The 16,221-nt window shown below is 67.8% G+C and carries 14 protein-coding genes and 2 tRNA genes; 5 read left to right on the forward strand and 11 right to left on the reverse strand.

Annotated elements, in window-relative coordinates; all coding sequences use genetic code 11:
* Positions 1 to 230: 230 nt before the first annotated feature.
* Complete coding sequence (locus SKC42_RS08620) at positions 231 to 743, forward strand: pyridoxamine 5'-phosphate oxidase family protein (protein ID WP_330963868.1); 513 nt, start codon at positions 231 to 233, stop codon at positions 741 to 743.
* A gap of 4 nt (positions 744 to 747) precedes the next feature.
* Here the strand turns inward: SKC42_RS08620 and SKC42_RS08625 are convergent.
* From SKC42_RS08625 to SKC42_RS08640, 4 genes are all read right to left on the reverse strand, one after another.
* Positions 748 to 820 (reverse strand) — tRNA-Glu (locus tag SKC42_RS08625).
* Positions 821 to 900: 80 nt separating this feature from the next.
* Positions 901 to 975 (reverse strand) — tRNA-Gln (locus tag SKC42_RS08630).
* Positions 976 to 1,147: 172 nt separating this feature from the next.
* The gene (gene gltX, locus SKC42_RS08635) at positions 1,148 to 2,614 is read right to left on the reverse strand and encodes a glutamate--tRNA ligase (RefSeq protein ID WP_330963869.1); all 1,467 of its coding nucleotides are present in this window, start codon (positions 2,612 to 2,614) and stop codon (positions 1,148 to 1,150) included.
* Positions 2,611 to 3,408 carry a fumarylacetoacetate hydrolase family protein gene (locus SKC42_RS08640; protein ID WP_330963870.1) on the reverse strand — a complete coding sequence of 266 codons (798 nt, stop codon included), beginning with the start codon at positions 3,406 to 3,408 and terminating at the stop codon, positions 2,611 to 2,613. Before SKC42_RS08640 ends, gltX begins: the two co-directional genes overlap by 4 nt.
* Before the next feature lie 103 nt (positions 3,409 to 3,511).
* Here SKC42_RS08640 and SKC42_RS08645 point away from each other — a divergent pair, with 103 nt between their 5' ends.
* The gene (locus tag SKC42_RS08645) at positions 3,512 to 4,816 is read left to right on the forward strand and encodes an MFS transporter (RefSeq protein ID WP_330963871.1); all 1,305 of its coding nucleotides are present in this window, start codon (positions 3,512 to 3,514) and stop codon (positions 4,814 to 4,816) included.
* On the opposite strand, the gene SKC42_RS08650 is transcribed toward SKC42_RS08645, so the two are convergent.
* Together SKC42_RS08650 and serA are read right to left on the reverse strand one after the other, a co-directional pair.
* A complete protein-coding gene (locus SKC42_RS08650; protein ID WP_330963872.1) occupies positions 4,716 to 5,726 on the reverse strand; it encodes a 3-isopropylmalate dehydrogenase in 1,011 nt (336 codons plus the stop codon). The two genes, SKC42_RS08645 and SKC42_RS08650, sit on opposite strands and share 101 nt — an antisense overlap.
* Positions 5,723 to 7,309, reverse strand: a complete 1,587-nt coding sequence (gene serA, locus SKC42_RS08655; protein WP_330963873.1) for a phosphoglycerate dehydrogenase — start codon at positions 7,307 to 7,309, stop codon at positions 5,723 to 5,725. Before serA ends, SKC42_RS08650 begins: the two co-directional genes overlap by 4 nt.
* A gap of 166 nt (positions 7,310 to 7,475) precedes the next feature.
* On the opposite strand from serA, the gene wrbA reads away from it, so the two are divergent.
* Positions 7,476 to 8,072 carry an NAD(P)H:quinone oxidoreductase gene (wrbA, locus tag SKC42_RS08660; protein ID WP_330963874.1) on the forward strand — a complete coding sequence of 199 codons (597 nt, stop codon included), beginning with the start codon at positions 7,476 to 7,478 and terminating at the stop codon, positions 8,070 to 8,072.
* A gap of 72 nt (positions 8,073 to 8,144) precedes the next feature.
* Here wrbA and ilvC read toward each other — a convergent pair whose 3' ends face one another.
* The 3 genes from ilvC to SKC42_RS08675 are packed head-to-tail and all read right to left on the reverse strand — an operon-like array spanning position 8,145 to position 11,570.
* Positions 8,145 to 9,146, reverse strand: coding sequence for a ketol-acid reductoisomerase (gene ilvC / locus SKC42_RS08665; RefSeq protein WP_330963904.1), 1,002 nt, complete (start codon positions 9,144 to 9,146; stop codon positions 8,145 to 8,147).
* A gap of 58 nt (positions 9,147 to 9,204) precedes the next feature.
* The gene (ilvN, locus tag SKC42_RS08670; protein WP_330963875.1) at positions 9,205 to 9,711 is read right to left on the reverse strand and encodes an acetolactate synthase small subunit; all 507 of its coding nucleotides are present in this window, start codon (positions 9,709 to 9,711) and stop codon (positions 9,205 to 9,207) included.
* Positions 9,711 to 11,570 carry an acetolactate synthase large subunit gene (locus tag SKC42_RS08675; protein WP_442932045.1) on the reverse strand — a complete coding sequence of 620 codons (1,860 nt, stop codon included), beginning with the start codon at positions 11,568 to 11,570 and terminating at the stop codon, positions 9,711 to 9,713. The genes ilvN and SKC42_RS08675 overlap by 1 nt, the downstream gene beginning before the upstream one ends.
* Positions 11,571 to 11,907: 337 nt before the next feature.
* Here SKC42_RS08675 and SKC42_RS08680 point away from each other — a divergent pair, with 337 nt between their 5' ends.
* Positions 11,908 to 12,252, forward strand: coding sequence for a PH domain-containing protein (locus tag SKC42_RS08680; RefSeq protein ID WP_442932053.1), 345 nt, complete (start codon positions 11,908 to 11,910; stop codon positions 12,250 to 12,252).
* Positions 12,253 to 12,255: 3 nt separating this feature from the next.
* Here SKC42_RS08680 and SKC42_RS08685 read toward each other — a convergent pair whose 3' ends face one another.
* Positions 12,256 to 13,113 (reverse strand): DoxX family protein, encoded by an 858-nt coding sequence (locus SKC42_RS08685; RefSeq protein WP_330963877.1) that lies wholly within the window; start codon positions 13,111 to 13,113, stop codon positions 12,256 to 12,258.
* 228 nt (positions 13,114 to 13,341) lie between these two features.
* Between SKC42_RS08685 and SKC42_RS08690 the strand changes: the two genes are divergently transcribed.
* A complete protein-coding gene (locus tag SKC42_RS08690) occupies positions 13,342 to 14,463 on the forward strand; it encodes a PQQ-dependent sugar dehydrogenase (protein ID WP_330963878.1) in 1,122 nt (373 codons plus the stop codon).
* Positions 14,464 to 14,543: 80 nt separating this feature from the next.
* Here SKC42_RS08690 and gatB read toward each other — a convergent pair whose 3' ends face one another.
* Positions 14,544 to 16,055 carry an Asp-tRNA(Asn)/Glu-tRNA(Gln) amidotransferase subunit GatB gene (gatB, locus tag SKC42_RS08695; RefSeq protein ID WP_330963879.1) on the reverse strand — a complete coding sequence of 504 codons (1,512 nt, stop codon included), beginning with the start codon at positions 16,053 to 16,055 and terminating at the stop codon, positions 14,544 to 14,546.
* Positions 16,056 to 16,221: the final 166 nt, after the last annotated feature.

The following is a 16,221-nucleotide window of genomic DNA, read 5'->3' on the forward strand; positions in this document are numbered from 1 at the left end:
CAGCCCGTCGAGTGTGAAACCTTAGCGCTCAAACCCGCCAAATCCCCGCACCGGCTACACACTCGACGCCGTGCATGCACACTCGAACGCCGAAGCCCAGCCCAAGCCCGTTGCAACCTGGCCGTCGAGTGTGCAACCAGAGCGCTCAAACCCGCCGAACCCCCGCACTGGCTACACACCCAACGCCGTCACTGCGCACTCGAAAGAGGCGACCTGACAGACTGACCGCCATGGGAACCAATCAGCGCGCGAGCATCGTCATGTCCGAGGACGAGATCACCGATTATGTCGTGAAGAGCCGCACCGGAACCTTGGCGACCGTCGGTACCGACGGCCAGCCGCACCTGACCGCGATGTGGTACGCCGTGGTCGACGGGGAGATCTGGCTGGAGACCAAGGCCAAGTCGCAGAAGGCGGTCAACCTCAAACGCGATCCGAGGGTGAGCTTCCTGATCGAGGACGGCGACACCTACGACACCCTGCGAGGGGTGTCCTTCGAGGGGGTGGCCGAGATCGTCGACGACCCCGATGTCGCATACCGCGTCGGCGTCAGCGTCTTCGAGCGCTACACCGGCCCCTACAGCGACGAGATGAAGCCGTTCGTGGAGCAGATGATGAACAAGCGCGTCTGCGTGCGAATCGTGCCACACCGCGCCCGGTCCTGGGATCACCGCAAGCTTGGCCTGCCGCATATGCCGGTGGGCGGGTCGACCGCCCCAGCCGCGCGGGCGGCCGATCAGTAATTTGTAGCCCCGATGGGATTCGAACCCACGCTACCGCCGTGAGAGGGCGGCGTCCTAGGCCGCTAGACGACGGGGCCAGAACTGATCCGAGCAGTCAGCATAGCTCACGGTGGAAGGCCCACCTAATCGCCTGCACCGCCTGCTCGAGACGAGAGTTTGGCTGGGGTACCAGGACTCGAACCTAGAATGGCTGAACCAGAATCAGCTGTGTTGCCAATTACACCATACCCCATCGGCTGCCTATCACCGCTGGTCAGCAGCGTTCCTTGGACTCGGAGAGCCTTCGGTTGCCGCGGCCGCCAGCGGTTGCGGGCCTTTGTAAGCCCCTTTGTAAGCCCCTTTGTAAGCCGTTGTGCAGACTACCAAAGACTGAGCCGCCAATCCGCACGCGCATCGTTCGTCTTCTAGACAATCGCTTCGCGGGCCGCGCTCAGGCGACGCAAGCCGCGCTCGCGGCCGAGTAATTCCAGCGATTCGAACAACGGCGGGCTGATCGTCGTCCCGGTGACGGCAACTCTGATCGGACCGAAGGCCTTGCGCGGTTTGAGCGCCAGATCGTCGATGAGCGCAGTTTTCAGGGCGGCCTCGATGTGCGCCGTGGTCCACTCCGGCAGGCCGCCCAGCGCGGCCAGGGCGGCGTCGAGCACCGGACCCGCGTCGGAACCTAGCTCCTTGGCCGCCGCCTTCGGGTCGATCGCATACTCGTCCTCGTTGAGGAACTTCAGCAGGTTCCAGGCGTCGCCCAGCACCACGATGCGGGTCTGCACCAAATCGGCAGCGGTGGCGAACGCCGCGTCGTCCAGCCCGAGGCGGTAGTCGTGGACGTCGAAGTAGGCCCGCAGCCGGGCCGCGAAATCCGCCGGCTCGAGCATCCGGATGTGCTCGGCGTTCAGAGCGTCGGCCTTCTTCTGGTCGAACCGGGCCGGGTTGGAGTTGACGTCGACGACATCGAACGCGGCCACCATCTCGTCGAGGCTGAACAGGTCATGGTCGTCGGCGATCGCCCAACCCAGCAGCGCAAGGTAATTCAGCAGTCCCTCGGGGAGGAATCCCCGGTCGCGGTGGGCGAAAAGATTGGATTGCGGATCGCGCTTCGACAGCTTCTTCGTGCCCTCCCCCAATACCGTTGGCAGGTGGGCGAACTGCGGGGTCCACTCGGCCACGCCGATCCGGATCAGCGATTGATAGAGCGCGAGCTGACGCGGCGTCGACGGCAGCAGATCGTCGCCGCGCAGCACATGGGTGATCTTCATCAACGCGTCGTCGACCGGGTTAACCAAGGTGTACAACGGGTCTCCGTTGGCCCGGGTCAGCGCGAAATCGGGCACGCTGCCCGCGGCGAACGTGGTGGCGCCGCGGACGAGGTCGTCCCACGCCAGATCCGCGTCCGGCATCCGCAGGCGAACGACGGGCTTGCGCCCCTCCGCCAGGAAGGCCGCGCGCTGCGGGTCGGTCAGCCGCCGATCGAAGTTGTCGTAGCCCAGCTTCGGATTGCGGCCAGCGGCGATGTGGCGAGCCTCGACCTCCTCGGGCGTCGAGAAGGCGTAGTAGGCCTCCCCCGCTTCGAGAAGCCTGTCCACCACCTCGCGGTAGACCTCCTTGCGCTGCGACTGGCGATACGGGCCATAGGGCCCACCCACCTCGGGGCCCTCGTCCCAGTTCAGCCCGAGCCAGCGCAGCGCGTCGAGCAGCGCGAGATAGCTTTCCTCGCTGTCGCGTTCGGCGTCGGTGTCCTCGATGCGAAAAACGAACGTGCCGCCGGTATGCCGGGCGTAGGCCCAGTTGAACAGCGCGGTCCGCACCATTCCCACGTGCGGGGTGCCGGTGGGCGAAGGGCAGAACCGCACGCGCACCTGCCCGGCCGCCGTCATGACTTGCCCTTCCGGACCACGGGATTGGACAGGGTGCCGATGCCCTCGATCGTGATGGAGACGGTGTCTCCGTCTTCGATGGGTCCGACGCCGGCCGGCGTGCCGGTGAGGATGAGGTCCCCGGGCAGCAGTGTCATGACGGCCGAGATCCATTCGATGATGTCGCCGACGTCGTGAATCATCAGCGATGTCCGGCTGTTTTGCTTCACGTCACCGTTGACCTCGGTGCGCAGCTCCAAGTCCGCCGGATCGACGTCGGTGACGATCCAGGGCCCGACGGGGCAGAAGGTGTCGTGCCCTTTGGCGCGGGTCCACTGGCCGTCGGCCTGTTGTTGATCGCGTGCCGACACGTCGTTGGCGATCGTATAGCCGAGGATGTTGTCGGCGGCCTGAGCGGCGGAGACGTCCTTGCACGGCCGGCCGATCACCGCGGCCAGCTCACCCTCGAAGTGCACGGGTGATGCGTTGGCGGGCAATTTGATCGGCGCGTTGGGGCCGACGATCGCGGTGTTGGGCTTGAGGAATATCACCGGATCGGCCGGCGCCGGGCCGGTGAGGCTGCTCATCTCGGCAATGTGGTCGGCGTAGTTCTTCCCAACGCACACCACCTTGCCCGCCAGGATCGGGGCGAGCAGCCGGACATCGGCGAGCGGCCACGATCGGCCGGTGAAAGTCGGCGTGCCGAAGGGGTGCTCGGCGATCTCGCGGGCGGTCATCCCGGTGGGGTCGGACGTGTCACCCTCGATACTCACGAAGGCGACGCCGTCGGGGCTGGCGATTCGACCAAGGCGCATTTCGTTGAGCCTACTGACCAGTGACCGGCTCGGTCGGGCGGCCCTGCGTGCGCGCCGTCACGAGCATCACCAGCGGGTTTTCCGACATGTGCAAGCATGGGGAATGCAGACGGACGTCGCCGCCACCGGCCAACTCAGCGGCCGCGCACGGTGGTCCATCCTGGTCGTTTCACTGGTGGCAACGGCAAGTTCGTTCCTCTTCATCAACGGCGTGGCGTTCCTCATCCCCTCGTTGCAAGCGGCGCGCAACATCGCGCTCGACGAGGCGGGCCTGCTGTCCTCGATGCCGAGCTGGGGAATGGTCGTCACCCTCGTGCTCTGGGGTTACCTGCTCGACAGGGTCGGCGAGCGCGTGGTGATGACCGCGGGGTCGGCGCTTACGGCCGTGGCCGCCTACGCCGCGGCGTCGGTGCATTCGATGACGCTGACGGGTGTGTTCCTGTTTCTCGGCGGGATGGCCGCCGCCAGTTGCAACGCGGCGGGCGGCCGGCTGGTCTCGGCCTGGTTTCCCCCGCACCAGCGCGGTTTGGCGATGGGCTTTCGCCAGACGGCGCAACCGTTGGGTATCGCTTTGGGCGCGCTCGTGATTCCCGAGCTGACCGAGCGCGGGCCGACCGCCGGGTTGATGTTCCCGGCACTGGCGTGCGCGTTGGGCGCGGTGGCCAGTGCGGTGGGCATCATCGATCCGCCGCGCAAACCCCGCGAGAACGCCGAAGAGCAAGAACTTGCCAGCCCCTACCGGGGGTCGTTGCTGCTGTGGCGAATTCACGCGGTGGCGGGCCTGATGATGATGCCCCAGACGGTGACCGTGACGTTCATGCTGGTGTGGCTGATCCGGAACCTGCATTGGTCGGTCGCCGCCGCCGGCGGCTTGGTGACCCTGTCCCAGCTGCTCGGCGCCATCGGGCGCATCGCGGTCGGCCGGTGGTCCGACCGAATCGGCTCACGGATGCGCCCGGTGCGCATCATCGCTTTGGCCGCCGCCGTGACGCTCTTCCTGTTGGCGTGGGCCGACCTTCTGAATTCCCGCTACCAAGCGCCGTTGATGGTGGTGATCTCGGTGATCGCGGCGCTCGACAACGGGCTGGAGGCAACGGCCATCACGGAATTCGCCGGACCGTTCTGGAGCGGGCGGGCGCTGGGCATCCAGAACACCACCCAGCGCCTGATCGCCGCCGCGGGACCACCGATCTTCGGCGCGTTCATCGGCGCGGCCAAATACCCGCCGGCGTGGCTGCTGTGCGGCGTATTCCCGCTCCTGGCAGCGCCATTGGTACCCACCCGCTTGCTCCCGCCGGGTTTGGAGATCAGAGCGCGGCGACAATCCGTTCGCCGACATCGCGTGTGGCAAGCCGTTCGGTCCCGCGCGTTGCCAGATGCTTCGCGACAGCCTCGTCCACCCGGGTAGCGGCTTGGTCCTCGCCGAGGTGCGCGAGGAGCAGCGCTACCGACATGACCGCCGCGGTGGGGTCGGCGATGCCCTGGCCCGCGATGTCGGGCGCACTGCCGTGCACGGGCTCGAACATCGACGGGTTGGTGCGGGTGGCGTCGATGTTTCCGCTTGCCGCCAAGCCGATTCCGCCGCACACCGCCGCCGCCAGGTCGGTGATGATGTCACCGAACAGGTTGTCGGTGACGATCACGTCGAACCGCCCCGGGTCGTTGACCAGGAAGATGGTGGCCGCGTCGACGTGCTGATAAGCCACCTCGACGTCGGGGTATTGCTCCCCCACCTCGGCCACGATTCGCGACCACAGCTTCCCGGCGAACGTCAGCACGTTGTTCTTGTGCACCAGCGTCAGGTGTTTGCGGCGCCGCTGCGCCCGCTCGAACGCGTCGACCACCACCCTGCGCACACCAAACGCGGTGTTGAGGCTGACCTCGGTGGCCACCTCGTTCGGCGTCCCGGCGCGGATCGCGCCGCCGGTACCGGTGTAGGGGCCTTCAGTCCCTTCGCGCACCACCACGAAATCGATGTCGGGGTTACCGGCGAGCGGACCGCTCACGCCTGGATACAGCCGGGCTGGCCGCAGGTTGACGTGGTGGTCCAGTTCAAACCGCAGGCGCAGCAACAGCCCTCGCTCCAGCACACCGCTGGGCACCGATGGGTCACCGACCGCGCCCAGGAGAATCGCGTCGTGCTCACGCAATTCGGCAAGCACCGAATCCGGCAGCAGCTCGCCCGTGGCGTGGTAGCGCCGGGCGCCCAGGTCGTAGTCGGTCTTCTGCACGCCGGGCAGCACGGAGTCGAGGACCTTGATCGCCTCGGCGACCACTTCCGGACCGATTCCGTCGCCGCCGATCACCGCCAACTTCACGAGAGATCAACCACCTCGAGCTTGTTGGCGCCCACCGCGGCCGTGATCGCCGACCGCACATCGTCGGGAACGTCCCGGTCGACCCGCAGCAGGATGGTGGCGCTCGGACCCTCGGTGTCCTCGCTCAGTTGGGCCGCTTGAATGTTCACGCCTGCGGCGCCCAGCAAGGTGCCGATCTTTCCCAGCGCGCCGGGCTGGTCCATGTAGTTGATCACCAGGTTGGCGCCCTGGGCGCGCAGGTCGAAGTTGCGCCCATTGATCTGGACGATCTTCTCAACCAGCTGCGGGCCCGACAGCGTGCCGGCCACGTTGACGGTCGACCCGTCGTGCCCGACGGCCCGCACGTCGACCACGCTGCGGTGGTTGGGGCTTTCCGAAGCCGTGGTGAGTTCGGCCGTGACGCCGCGCTCAGAGGCCAGCGCCGGCGCGTTGACGAAGGTGACCTGGTCCTCGATGACGGCGGAGAACAGCCCGCGCAGCGCCGAGAGCTTCAGTATCTCAACGTCTTCCGAGGCGAGTTCGCCGCGCACCTGCACCGAAAGCGAGGTGGGCAGCCCGTCGGACAGCGCGGCGGCCAGCACCCCGAGCTTGCGCACCAGGTCCAGCCAGGGCGCGACCTCCTCGTTGACCACGCCGCCGCCGACGTTCACGGCGTCCGGCACGAATTCACCGGCCAGCGCCAGCTTCACGCTCGCCGCGACGTCGGTGCCGGCGCGATCCTGTGCCTCGGCGGTGGACGCGCCGAGGTGCGGCGTGACGACCACCTGCGGCAGGTCGAACAGCGGGCTGTCGGTGCACGGCTCCTTGGCGAAGACGTCGATGCCGGCCGCGCGCACGTGACCGCTGCTCACCGCCTCGGCCAGCGCCGCCTCGTCGACGAGCCCGCCGCGCGCGGCGTTGACGATGATCACGCCCGGCTTCGTCTTCGCCAGCGCCTCCTTGCCGATCAGGCCCGCCGTCTCGGGGGTCTTCGGCAGGTGCACCGAGATGAAGTCGGCGCGAGCCAACAGATCGTCGAGGGCCAGCAGTTCTATGCCGAGTTGCGAGGCGCGGGCCGGCGAGACGTACGGGTCGTACGCGACGAGATGGGCGCCGAAGGCGGCGAGCCGCTGGGCGACCAGTTGCCCGATCCGGCCCAGACCGACCACGCCCACGGTCTTGCCGAAGATCTCGGTGCCGTTGAACGACGATCGCTTCCACGTGTGCGCGCGCAGCGAGGCGTCGGCTGCCGGGATCTCGCGCGCCGCGGCCAGCAGCAGTGCCAGGGCGTGTTCGGCGGCGCTGTGGATGTTCGACGTCGGGGCGTTGACGACGAGCACGCCCCGCTCGGTGGCGGCGTCCACGTCCACGTTGTCGAGCCCGACGCCCGCGCGGGCGACGATCTTCAGCTTGGGCGCCGCGGCCAGCACCTCGGCGTCCACGGTGGTGGCCGATCGCACCAGCAGCGCGTCGGCGTCGGGCACCGCGGCCAGCAGCTTCTCGCGGTCCGGACCGTCCACCCAGCGCACCTCGACCTGGTCCCCGAGCGCGGCGACGGTTGATTGGGCGAGCTTGTCGGCGATTAATACAACAGGCAGAGTCACCCGGACAGACTATCGGCTGGACTTGACGCCTCGGCGCCGCCGTCGTCGCGGCTGCCGATCCACCACGCGGCCCGTCGGAGGGGGCATGAACGGCGGCCGCGTTGAAGCCCCGGCTTGTCGCTCGAAGGCGGGCACATCGAATGCCCACCCGGCCTACGATGACGCGGTGACCAAGCTTGCTGTCATCTATTACTCGGCGACCGGCCATGGCACGGCAATGGCCCGACGCGTCGCTTCCGCGGCCGAGTCCGCGGGCGCCGACGTCCGCGTCAGGCACGTCGCGGAAACGCACGATCCGCAGTCATTCGCGCACAATCCGGCCTGGACGGCCAACTACGAGGCGACGAAGGATCTTCCGGCGGCTACCGGCGACGACATCGTCTGGGCCGACGCGGTGATCTTCGGGTCGCCGACGCGCTTCGGCTCTCCTGCAGCGCAATTGCGGACGTTCCTCGACTCGCTGGGCGGGCTGTGGGCCCAGGGTCAGCTCGCGGACAAGGTGTACGCGGCCTTCACGTCCTCCAACACGCCGCACGGCGGCCAGGAGACGACCCTGCTGTCGCTCTACGTCACGCTGATGCATTTCGGCGGCATCATTGTCCCGCCGGGATACACCGATCCGTTGAAATTCGTCGACGGCAATCCGTACGGGGCGAGCCTGCTTTCCACCCACGACAACATCGAGACGCTGGACGAGGCGACCACCAACGCCCTCGACCACCTGGCACGCCGGGTGGTCTCGACGGCCGCCCGCCTCGGCTAGCCCCGCGAGCAGACGCAAACGTACGCGACACGCCGAGCGTGCGGGTGCTTTTGCGTCTGCTCGCGCTAGTGACTACGCCGTCTCGGTGATCGGCCGGTCGACCCAGCTCATCAGGTCACGCAGCCGCTTGCCGACGACCTCGATGGGATGCTCGGCGTTCTCCTTGCGCAACTGCTCGAGCTGCTTGTTCCCGCCCTCGACGTTCTCGACCAGCTTCTTGGTGAAGGTGCCGTCCTGGATGTCGCGCAGGATCTCCCGCATGCGCTCCTTCGTGCCCGCGTCGATGACCCGCGGACCCGACAGGTAGCCACCGAACTCCGCGGTGTCGGACACCGAGTAGTTCATCCGCGCGATGCCGCCCTCGTACATCAGGTCGACGATCAGCTTGAGCTCGTGCAGCACCTCGAAGTAGGCCATCTCCGGCGGGTAACCCGCCTCGACCATCACATCGAAACCGGTCTTCACCAATTCCTCCGTGCCGCCGCACAACACGGCCTGCTCACCGAACAGGTCGGTCTCGGTCTCGTCCTTGAACGTGGTCTTGATGACGCCGGCGCGGGTGCCGCCGATGGCCTTGGCGTAGGACAGCGCCAGCGCCTCGCCCTTGCCGGTCGGGTCCTGGTCGACGGCGATCAGGCACGGCACACCCTTGCCGTCGACGAACTGGCGGCGCACCAGGTGGCCCGGCCCCTTCGGGGCCACCATCGCGATGGTGACCTCGGCGGGCGGCTTGATCAGCCCGAAGTGGATGTTGAGGCCGTGACCGAAGAACAGCGCGTCGCCGTCGGACAGGTTGGGCTCGATGTCGTTCTTGAAGATGTCGGCCTGCGCGGTGTCCGGCGCCAGCAGCATGATCACGTCGGCCCACTTGGCGACCTCGGCGGGGGTGTCGACGGTCAGGCCCTGCTCCTCGACCTTGGCCCGCGACTTCGAGCCCTCCTTCAAACCGACCCGGACGTCGACGCCGGAGTCGCGCAGGCTCAGCGAGTGGGCGTGGCCCTGGCTGCCGTAGCCGATGACGCCGACCTTGCGCCCCTGAATGATCGACAGGTCCGCGTCGTCGTCGTAGAACATCTCTAACGCCTCGGTTGCCACTTCTTTATCTCCTTATCAACTGACAATCTGAATTAACTTACTTAGCCGTCCCGAGGCCGCGAGGACCACGGGACAACGACACCACGCCCGACTGGACGATTTCCCTGATACCGAAGGGCTCCAGCACCCGCAACAGCGCCTCGATCTTGCCGCGGTTACCGGTGGCCTCGATCGTCAACGCCTCGGGCGCGACGTCAATGACCTTGGCGCGGAACAGATTCACCGCCTCGATCACCTGGCTGCGGCTGCCGGCATCGGCGCGCACCTTGATGAGCGCCAGCTCGCGAGACACCGAGTTGCCCTCGTCCAGCTCGATGATCTTGATGACGTTGATCAACTTGTTGAGCTGCTTGGTGATCTGCTCGAGCGGGGTCTCCTCCGCGGAGACCACGATGGTCATCCGCGACATGTCCTTCTGTTCGGTCGGACCGACGGCCAGGGACTGGATGTTGAACCCGCGCCGGGAGAACAGCGCGGCCACCCGCGCGAGCACACCGGGCTTGTCCTCCACCAACACCGACAGCGTATGAGTCACGGTGTTCATCAGGCGTGCCCTTCACTTTCGTCGTCGAACAGCGGGCGGATGCCGCGGGCCGCTTGGATCTCGTCGTTGCTGGTGCCGGCGGCCACCATCGGCCACACCTGCGCGTCGGCGCCGACGATGAAGTCGATGACGACAGGGCGGTCGTTGATGGCGCGCGCCTGGTTGATCACGTCTTCGACGTCTTCGGAACGCTCGCAACGCAATCCGACGCAACCCAGCGCCTCGGCCAGCTTCACGAAGTCCGGGATGCGGTGCGAGTGCGTGGCGAGGTCGGTCTGCGAGTACCGCTCCTCGTAGAACAGGGTCTGCCACTGGCGCACCATGCCCAGGTTGCCGTTGTTGATTAGTGCCACCTTGATCGGCGCACCCTCGATCGCGCAGGTCGCCAGTTCCTGGTTGGTCATCTGGAAGCAGCCGTCGCCGTCGATCGCCCACACCTCCGCCTCCGGGCGGGCCAGCTTGGCGCCCATGGCCGCCGGAACTGCGAACCCCATGGTGCCCAGGCCGCCGGAGTTCAGCCAGGTGCGCGGCTTCTCGTAGGAGACGAACTGCGCCGCCCACATCTGGTGCTGGCCCACGCCGGCGACGTAGATCGCGTCGGGGCCGGCAATTTGGCCCAGCTTCTCGATGACGTATTCCGGGCTGAGGCTGCCGTCGCTCTGCGGGCCGTAGCTCAGCGGATACGTGGACTTGACCTGCTCGAGGTAGGCCCACCAGTCGTCCATGTCGAGGGTGCCCGGGATTTCGCGCTCCCGCAGCATTGCGATCAGCTCGGCGATGACGGCCTTCACGTCGCCGACGATCGGCACGTCGGCGTGCCGGTTCTTGCCGATCTCGGCGGGGTCGATGTCGGCGTGGATGACCTTGGCCTCGGGCGCGAAGGTGTCGAGCTTCCCGGTCACCCGGTCGTCGAAGCGGGTTCCCAGGGCGATCAGCAGGTCGCTGCGCTGCAGTCCCGCCACCGCCGCGACCGCGCCGTGCATGCCGGGCATGCCGAGGTGCTGGCGATGACTGTCCGGGAACGCGCCGCGCGCCATCAGCGTGGTGACGACGGGAATGCCGGTCAGTTCGGCCAACTCGCGCAGTTGCTCGGTCGCGTCGCCGCGGATCACCCCGCCCCCCACGTACAGCACCGGCTTGCGCGAGGCCGCGATCAGCTTGGCGGCCTCCCGGATCTGCCGGTTGTGCGGCTTGGTGTTCGGCTTGTAGCCGGGAAGGTCCATGCGCGGCGGCCAGCTGAACGTGCACTGGCCCTGCAGCACGTCCTTGGGGATGTCGACGAGCACCGCGCCCGGCCGCCCCGACGACGCGATGTGGAACGCCTCGGCGATCACCTGCGGGATCTCGTCGCCGGAGCGGACCAAAAAGTTGTGCTTGGTGATGGGCATCGTGATGCCGGAGATGTCAGCCTCCTGGAAGGCGTCCGTCCCGATCAGCGTGCGGCCCACCTGACCCGTGATGGCCACCACCGGTATCGAGTCCATTTGCGCATCGGCCAGGGGGGTGACGAGGTTGGTGGCGCCGGGACCCGACGTGGCCATCATGACGCCGACCTTGCCGGTGGCGTGGGCGTAGCCGCTCGCGGCGTGCCCGGCGCCCTGCTCGTGCCGAACCAACACGTGGCGCAGCTTCTTCGAGTCGTACAGGGGATCGTAGACCGGCAGCACCGCCCCGCCGGGGATGCCGAAGATGACCTCGACGTCGAGCTCCTCCAGCGACCGGATCACCGACTGTGCACCGGTAAGCTGTTCCGGCGCAACACGTTTCGGGTTCTTGGTGGGGGCCGCAGCCGGGGTTTCCGCGGCGTCTGAGGCGATGTCGGCCGGGCGCTGTTTCTGCGGCCTGGTGGGAGCGCTCACTGTGGGTCCTCTTGTCCTCTGGTCTCGCTGTTGAAGTCTGGTCCTGCGCAAGAAAAAACCCCCGTCAGCTGGCTGCTGCACGAGGGTTGGCGCGTTGGTGCTGGATCGCTGAAATGCTGACGAGCTAGTCAGGCACCAACGCGCCGACTAATTACTACGAGCATCCCGGGCTTTCCGGCGGTATCCATAGTCCCCGAAGGTAGCCTTCCCACAGCTCAACCGTCAAATCCGGTCCCCGCGCGGCGGCCCGCAGCCGCCGAGGCGCCGGCCCGAACGCGGGCGGTGGGATGATGCGGGGGTGATTACTGGCTCGCCCGTCGTCATCAGGGTGTCGCCGATGGCCCATCTCGCCGTCGGCTACCTGACCCTGGGACTGCTCATACCGGTGCTGGTGTGGCCGCCTTCGGCGCCGCTGCTCATCATCCCGGTGATCTTGTCGGCGTTGATCATCCGGCTCCGCACCGTGGCGGACGCGGAGGGCGTCACCGTGCGGACGCTGCGGGGCAGCCGCACGGTGCGCTGGGAGGAGATCGACGGGCTGCGCTTCCACCGCGGCTCGTGGGCGCGCGCCCGCCTCAAAGGCGGCGACGAGCTGCGACTGCCGGCTGTGACGTTCGCGACGCTGCCGCAGCTCACCGAGGCAAGTTCGGGCCGGGTGCCCAACCCCTACCGCCAGGAGTAGACCTCAGGCGATGGGGTTGACGCCGTTGAGCAGCACCCACACGCCGACACCGGCGGCGATGCCGGCCAGTAGGGCCACGAATGACCCGATGAAGGGTCGGTGCGCCCACCCGCGACCCGCGTCGAGCCCGTAGCGGCCGGGTCCGCAGAGGATGACGCCGACGGCCAACACGATCAGCGTGATCTGGTATTCGTGCCCCTGCGGCAGGAAGAACGCGAACGCGTGCGAGCGCGAGCTGCCCGAAACGGTGGCCAGCAGGCCGTTGATCAGGAACGCCAGCGCTCCGGCGGCGGCCACCGGGGTGAACAACCCCAAGACCAGCAGCACGCCCGCGACGATCTCGCCGCCGGCGCTGACGTACGCGAGGATGTCGGCGTGGTGATAGCCGACGTCGGTCAGGGAGTTTCTGAGGCCGGTCAGGCCACCGCCGCCCCACCAGCCGAACACCTTCTGCAGGCCGTGCGCGGCGAGCACCACGCCGAGACCCACGCGTAGCACCAGCAAACCGAGGTGCTGGGTGCCGCGGCGGCCGCCGGGGCGTGTCCGCTCGTCGTCGTCGTCCGAATCGATGCGTGCGGGCTCGGTCGCCGAGATCGGCGCGGGGTGCGCCGCCGGCTGCGGCTGGACGTACGGCAACGGTTCCTGGTGGTCGAGGATGTTGTACGTCGAGTTGCCAGGGCCGGCCGAGGGGCCGGGGTCCTGGTAGGGGATGACGGTCGTGGTTCCGAAGTCACCCGGATAACCGACCGGTGTCAGGTCGTCTTCGGGGTCGACCAAACGCGCCGAGGCGGGGCGTCCCGGGGTCGGCGCCGGAGATTCCCCAGGCCGCTGCCAATGTGCGTCATTCGATTGACTGGTCACGCGTGACAGGGTAAAGGCAATCTGTCCTGAATTGGGGATTTGAGCGGCGCTTTCGCCCGGCAATCGCCGGTGGGCGCGCCAAATGTGGCCAATTCGGCCCAAAATCCCCGTCCGGCCCCGTCCCGCGGCGATCCCCGGCCAATTCCGCGCTGGCGCTGCGGGGCACCGACGGCCGCGCAAATGCGGGCGTGTGGCGGCCATGACCGCGCGTTCCGTAGCCTGTCGGTCATGCGGATACGGCTCTCGGTTCGAGGTGGGTTCGCTGCGCTCAGCGTGGCCGTACTCGTATCGAGTGGGTGCGCGCGGTTCAACGACGCCCAGTCCCAGCCGTTCACCACCGCCCCCGAGCTCAAGCCGCAGCCCACTTCGAGCCCTCCCCCGCCCCCGCCGCTGCCGCCGACACCCTTCCCCAAGGCCTGCCCCGCGCCCGGTGTGATGCAGGGCTGCCTGGAAAGCACCAGCGGCTTGATCATGGGCCCCGACAGCAAAACCGCGTTGGTCGCCGAACGCACCACCGGCGCCGTCAAGGAGATCTCCGTCAGCGCCGAACCCAAGGTGAAGATGGTGATCCCGGTCGACCCGTCCGGTGACGGCGGGCTGATGGACATCGTGCTGTCGCCGACCTACAACCAGGATCGCCTGATGTACGCCTACATCAGCACGCCGACCGACAACCGGGTCATCCGCATCGCCGAAGGCGATATCCCCAAAGACATCCTGACCGGAATTCCCAAGGGCGCCAACGGAAATACCGGGGCGCTGATCTTCACCAGCCCGACCACCCTGGTGGTGATGACCGGCGATGCGGGCAACCCCGCGATGGCCGCCGACCCGAAGTCGTTGGCCGGCAAGGTGCTGCGCATCGAGCAGCCGACAACCATCGGCCAGGCGCCGCCGACGACCGCCCTGTCCGGCGTCGGCTCGGGCGGCGGCATGTGCACCGACCCGGTCGACGGCTCGCTCTACATCGCTGACCGCACGCCGACGGCGGACCGGTTGCAGCGCATCACCAAAACCTCGGAGGTCTCGTCGGTGTGGACCTGGCCGGACAAGCCGGGCGTCGCCGGGTGCGCGGCCATGGACGGCACGGTGCTGGTGAACCTGATCAACACCAAGCTGACGGTGGCGGTTCGGCTCGCCCCGTCCACGGGCGCGGTCACCGGCGAACCCGACGTCGTGCGCAAGGACACCCACGCCCACGCGTGGGCGCTGCGGATGTCGCCGGACGGGAACGTCTGGGGCGCCACCGTCAACAAGACCGCCGGGGACGCCGAGAAGCTCGACGACGTGGTGTTCCCGCTCTTCCCGCAGGGCGGCGGCTTCCCGCGCAACAACGACGACAAGACCTAGCGTCGGTTGCCCGTCGGGAGTGCGTCTCGACGCACTCTGGGCGTGTCGCGTCGCCTACTTCACCTCACCAGGCCGGCGGTTCAGCTCTGCCCGCAGGCCGCCAACACGAGTTCGCGCACACGGGCCGCGTCGGCCTGACCCCGGGTGGCCTTCATCACCGCACCGACGATCGCACCGGCCGCGGCCACCTTGCCGCCGCGGATCTTCTCCGCCACATCCGGATTGGCGGCCAGCGCCTCGTCGACGGCGGCCTGGGTGACCGAGTCGTCGCGCACGAGCTCCAGGCCGCGGGCGGTCATCACCTGTTCGGGCTCACCCTCCCCGGCCAGCACGCCCTCGACGACCTGGCGAGCGAGCTTCACGGACAGCTTGCCCTCGTCGACCAGGGCGATCACCGCGGCCACCTGCGCCGGGCTGATCGCCACCTCGTCCAGGCCGACGTTCGCCTCGTTGGCCTTCTGCACCAGGAAGTTTCCCCACCACGCGCGGGCCTGCTCACTGGAGGCGCCGTGCTTGACGGTGGCGATCACCTGATCGACGGCGCCAGCGTTGACGAGATCCCGCATCACCTCGTCGGAGACGCCCCACTCCTGCTGGATTCGCTTGCGCGTCAACCACGGTAGCTCGGGAATCGTTTGCCGCAGCCGCTCCACGAGGTCGCGACTGGGCGCGACGGGTTCGAGGTCGGGCTCGGGGAAATAGCGGTAATCCTCGGCGGTTTCCTTGGTGCGGCCCGGGCTGGTGTACCCAGACTCGTGGAAGTGCCTGGTTTCCTGCGTGATTCGGCCGCCGGCGGCCAGGACGGCCGCCTGCCGCTGCATTTCGTAGCGGACGGCGACCTCGACGCTGCGCAGCGAGTTGACGTTCTTGGTCTCGGTCCGGGTGCCGAACTGCTCCGCGTCGGTCCGCTTCAGTGACACGTTGGAGTCGCAGCGCATCGAGCCCTGGTCCATCCGCACATCGGATACGTCTAAGGCGCGCAACAGGTCTCGCAGCGCAGTCACGTAGGCGCGGGCGATCTGCGGCGCCCCGGCGCCCGCTCCCACGATCGGCTTGGTGACGATTTCGATCAGCGGCACGCCGGCCCGGTTGTAGTCGATCAGCGACGTGGTCGCGCCGTGGATCCGGCCGGTTTCGCTGCCCAGGTGGGTGAGCTTGCCGGTGTCCTCCTCCATGTGCGCCCGCTCGATGTCCACGCGCCAGGTGCTGCCGTCGTCGAGGGGCACCTCGAGGTAGCCGTTGACAGCGATCGGCTCGTCGTACTGCGAAATCTGATAGTTCTTCGGCATGTCCGGGTAGAAGTAGTTCTTGCGCGCGAAGCGGCACCACGGCACGATCTCACAGTTCAGCGCCAGTCCGATCCGGATGGCCGACTCCACCGCGGCCTGGTTGAGCACCGGCAGCGAGCCGGGCAGACCGAGGCACACCGGGCACACCTGGGTGTTGGGTTCCCCGCCGAAGGTGGTGGAGCAGCCGCAGAACATCTTCGTCGCCGTGGACAGCTCGACGTGCACCTCGAGCCCGAGCACCGGGTCGAAGCGCGCGACGACGTCGTCGTAGTCCATCAGCTCGGCGCCGGTAGCAACACTCATGCCGTCGATCGTAGTGGTGACCGCGAGACCGGCGGAGCCGGGCGAAGCGGGTCACCACCAACACACCCCGCGGTGACCGCGAGACCGGCGGAGCCGGGCGAAGCGGGTCACCACCAACACACCCCGCGGTGACCGCGAGACCGGCGGAGCCGGAGTGGGTCAGAAC

This window comes from Mycobacterium sp. 050134 (genome assembly GCF_036409085.1).
In the GTDB taxonomy this organism is placed as follows: Bacteria; Actinomycetota; Actinomycetes; order Mycobacteriales; family Mycobacteriaceae; genus Mycobacterium.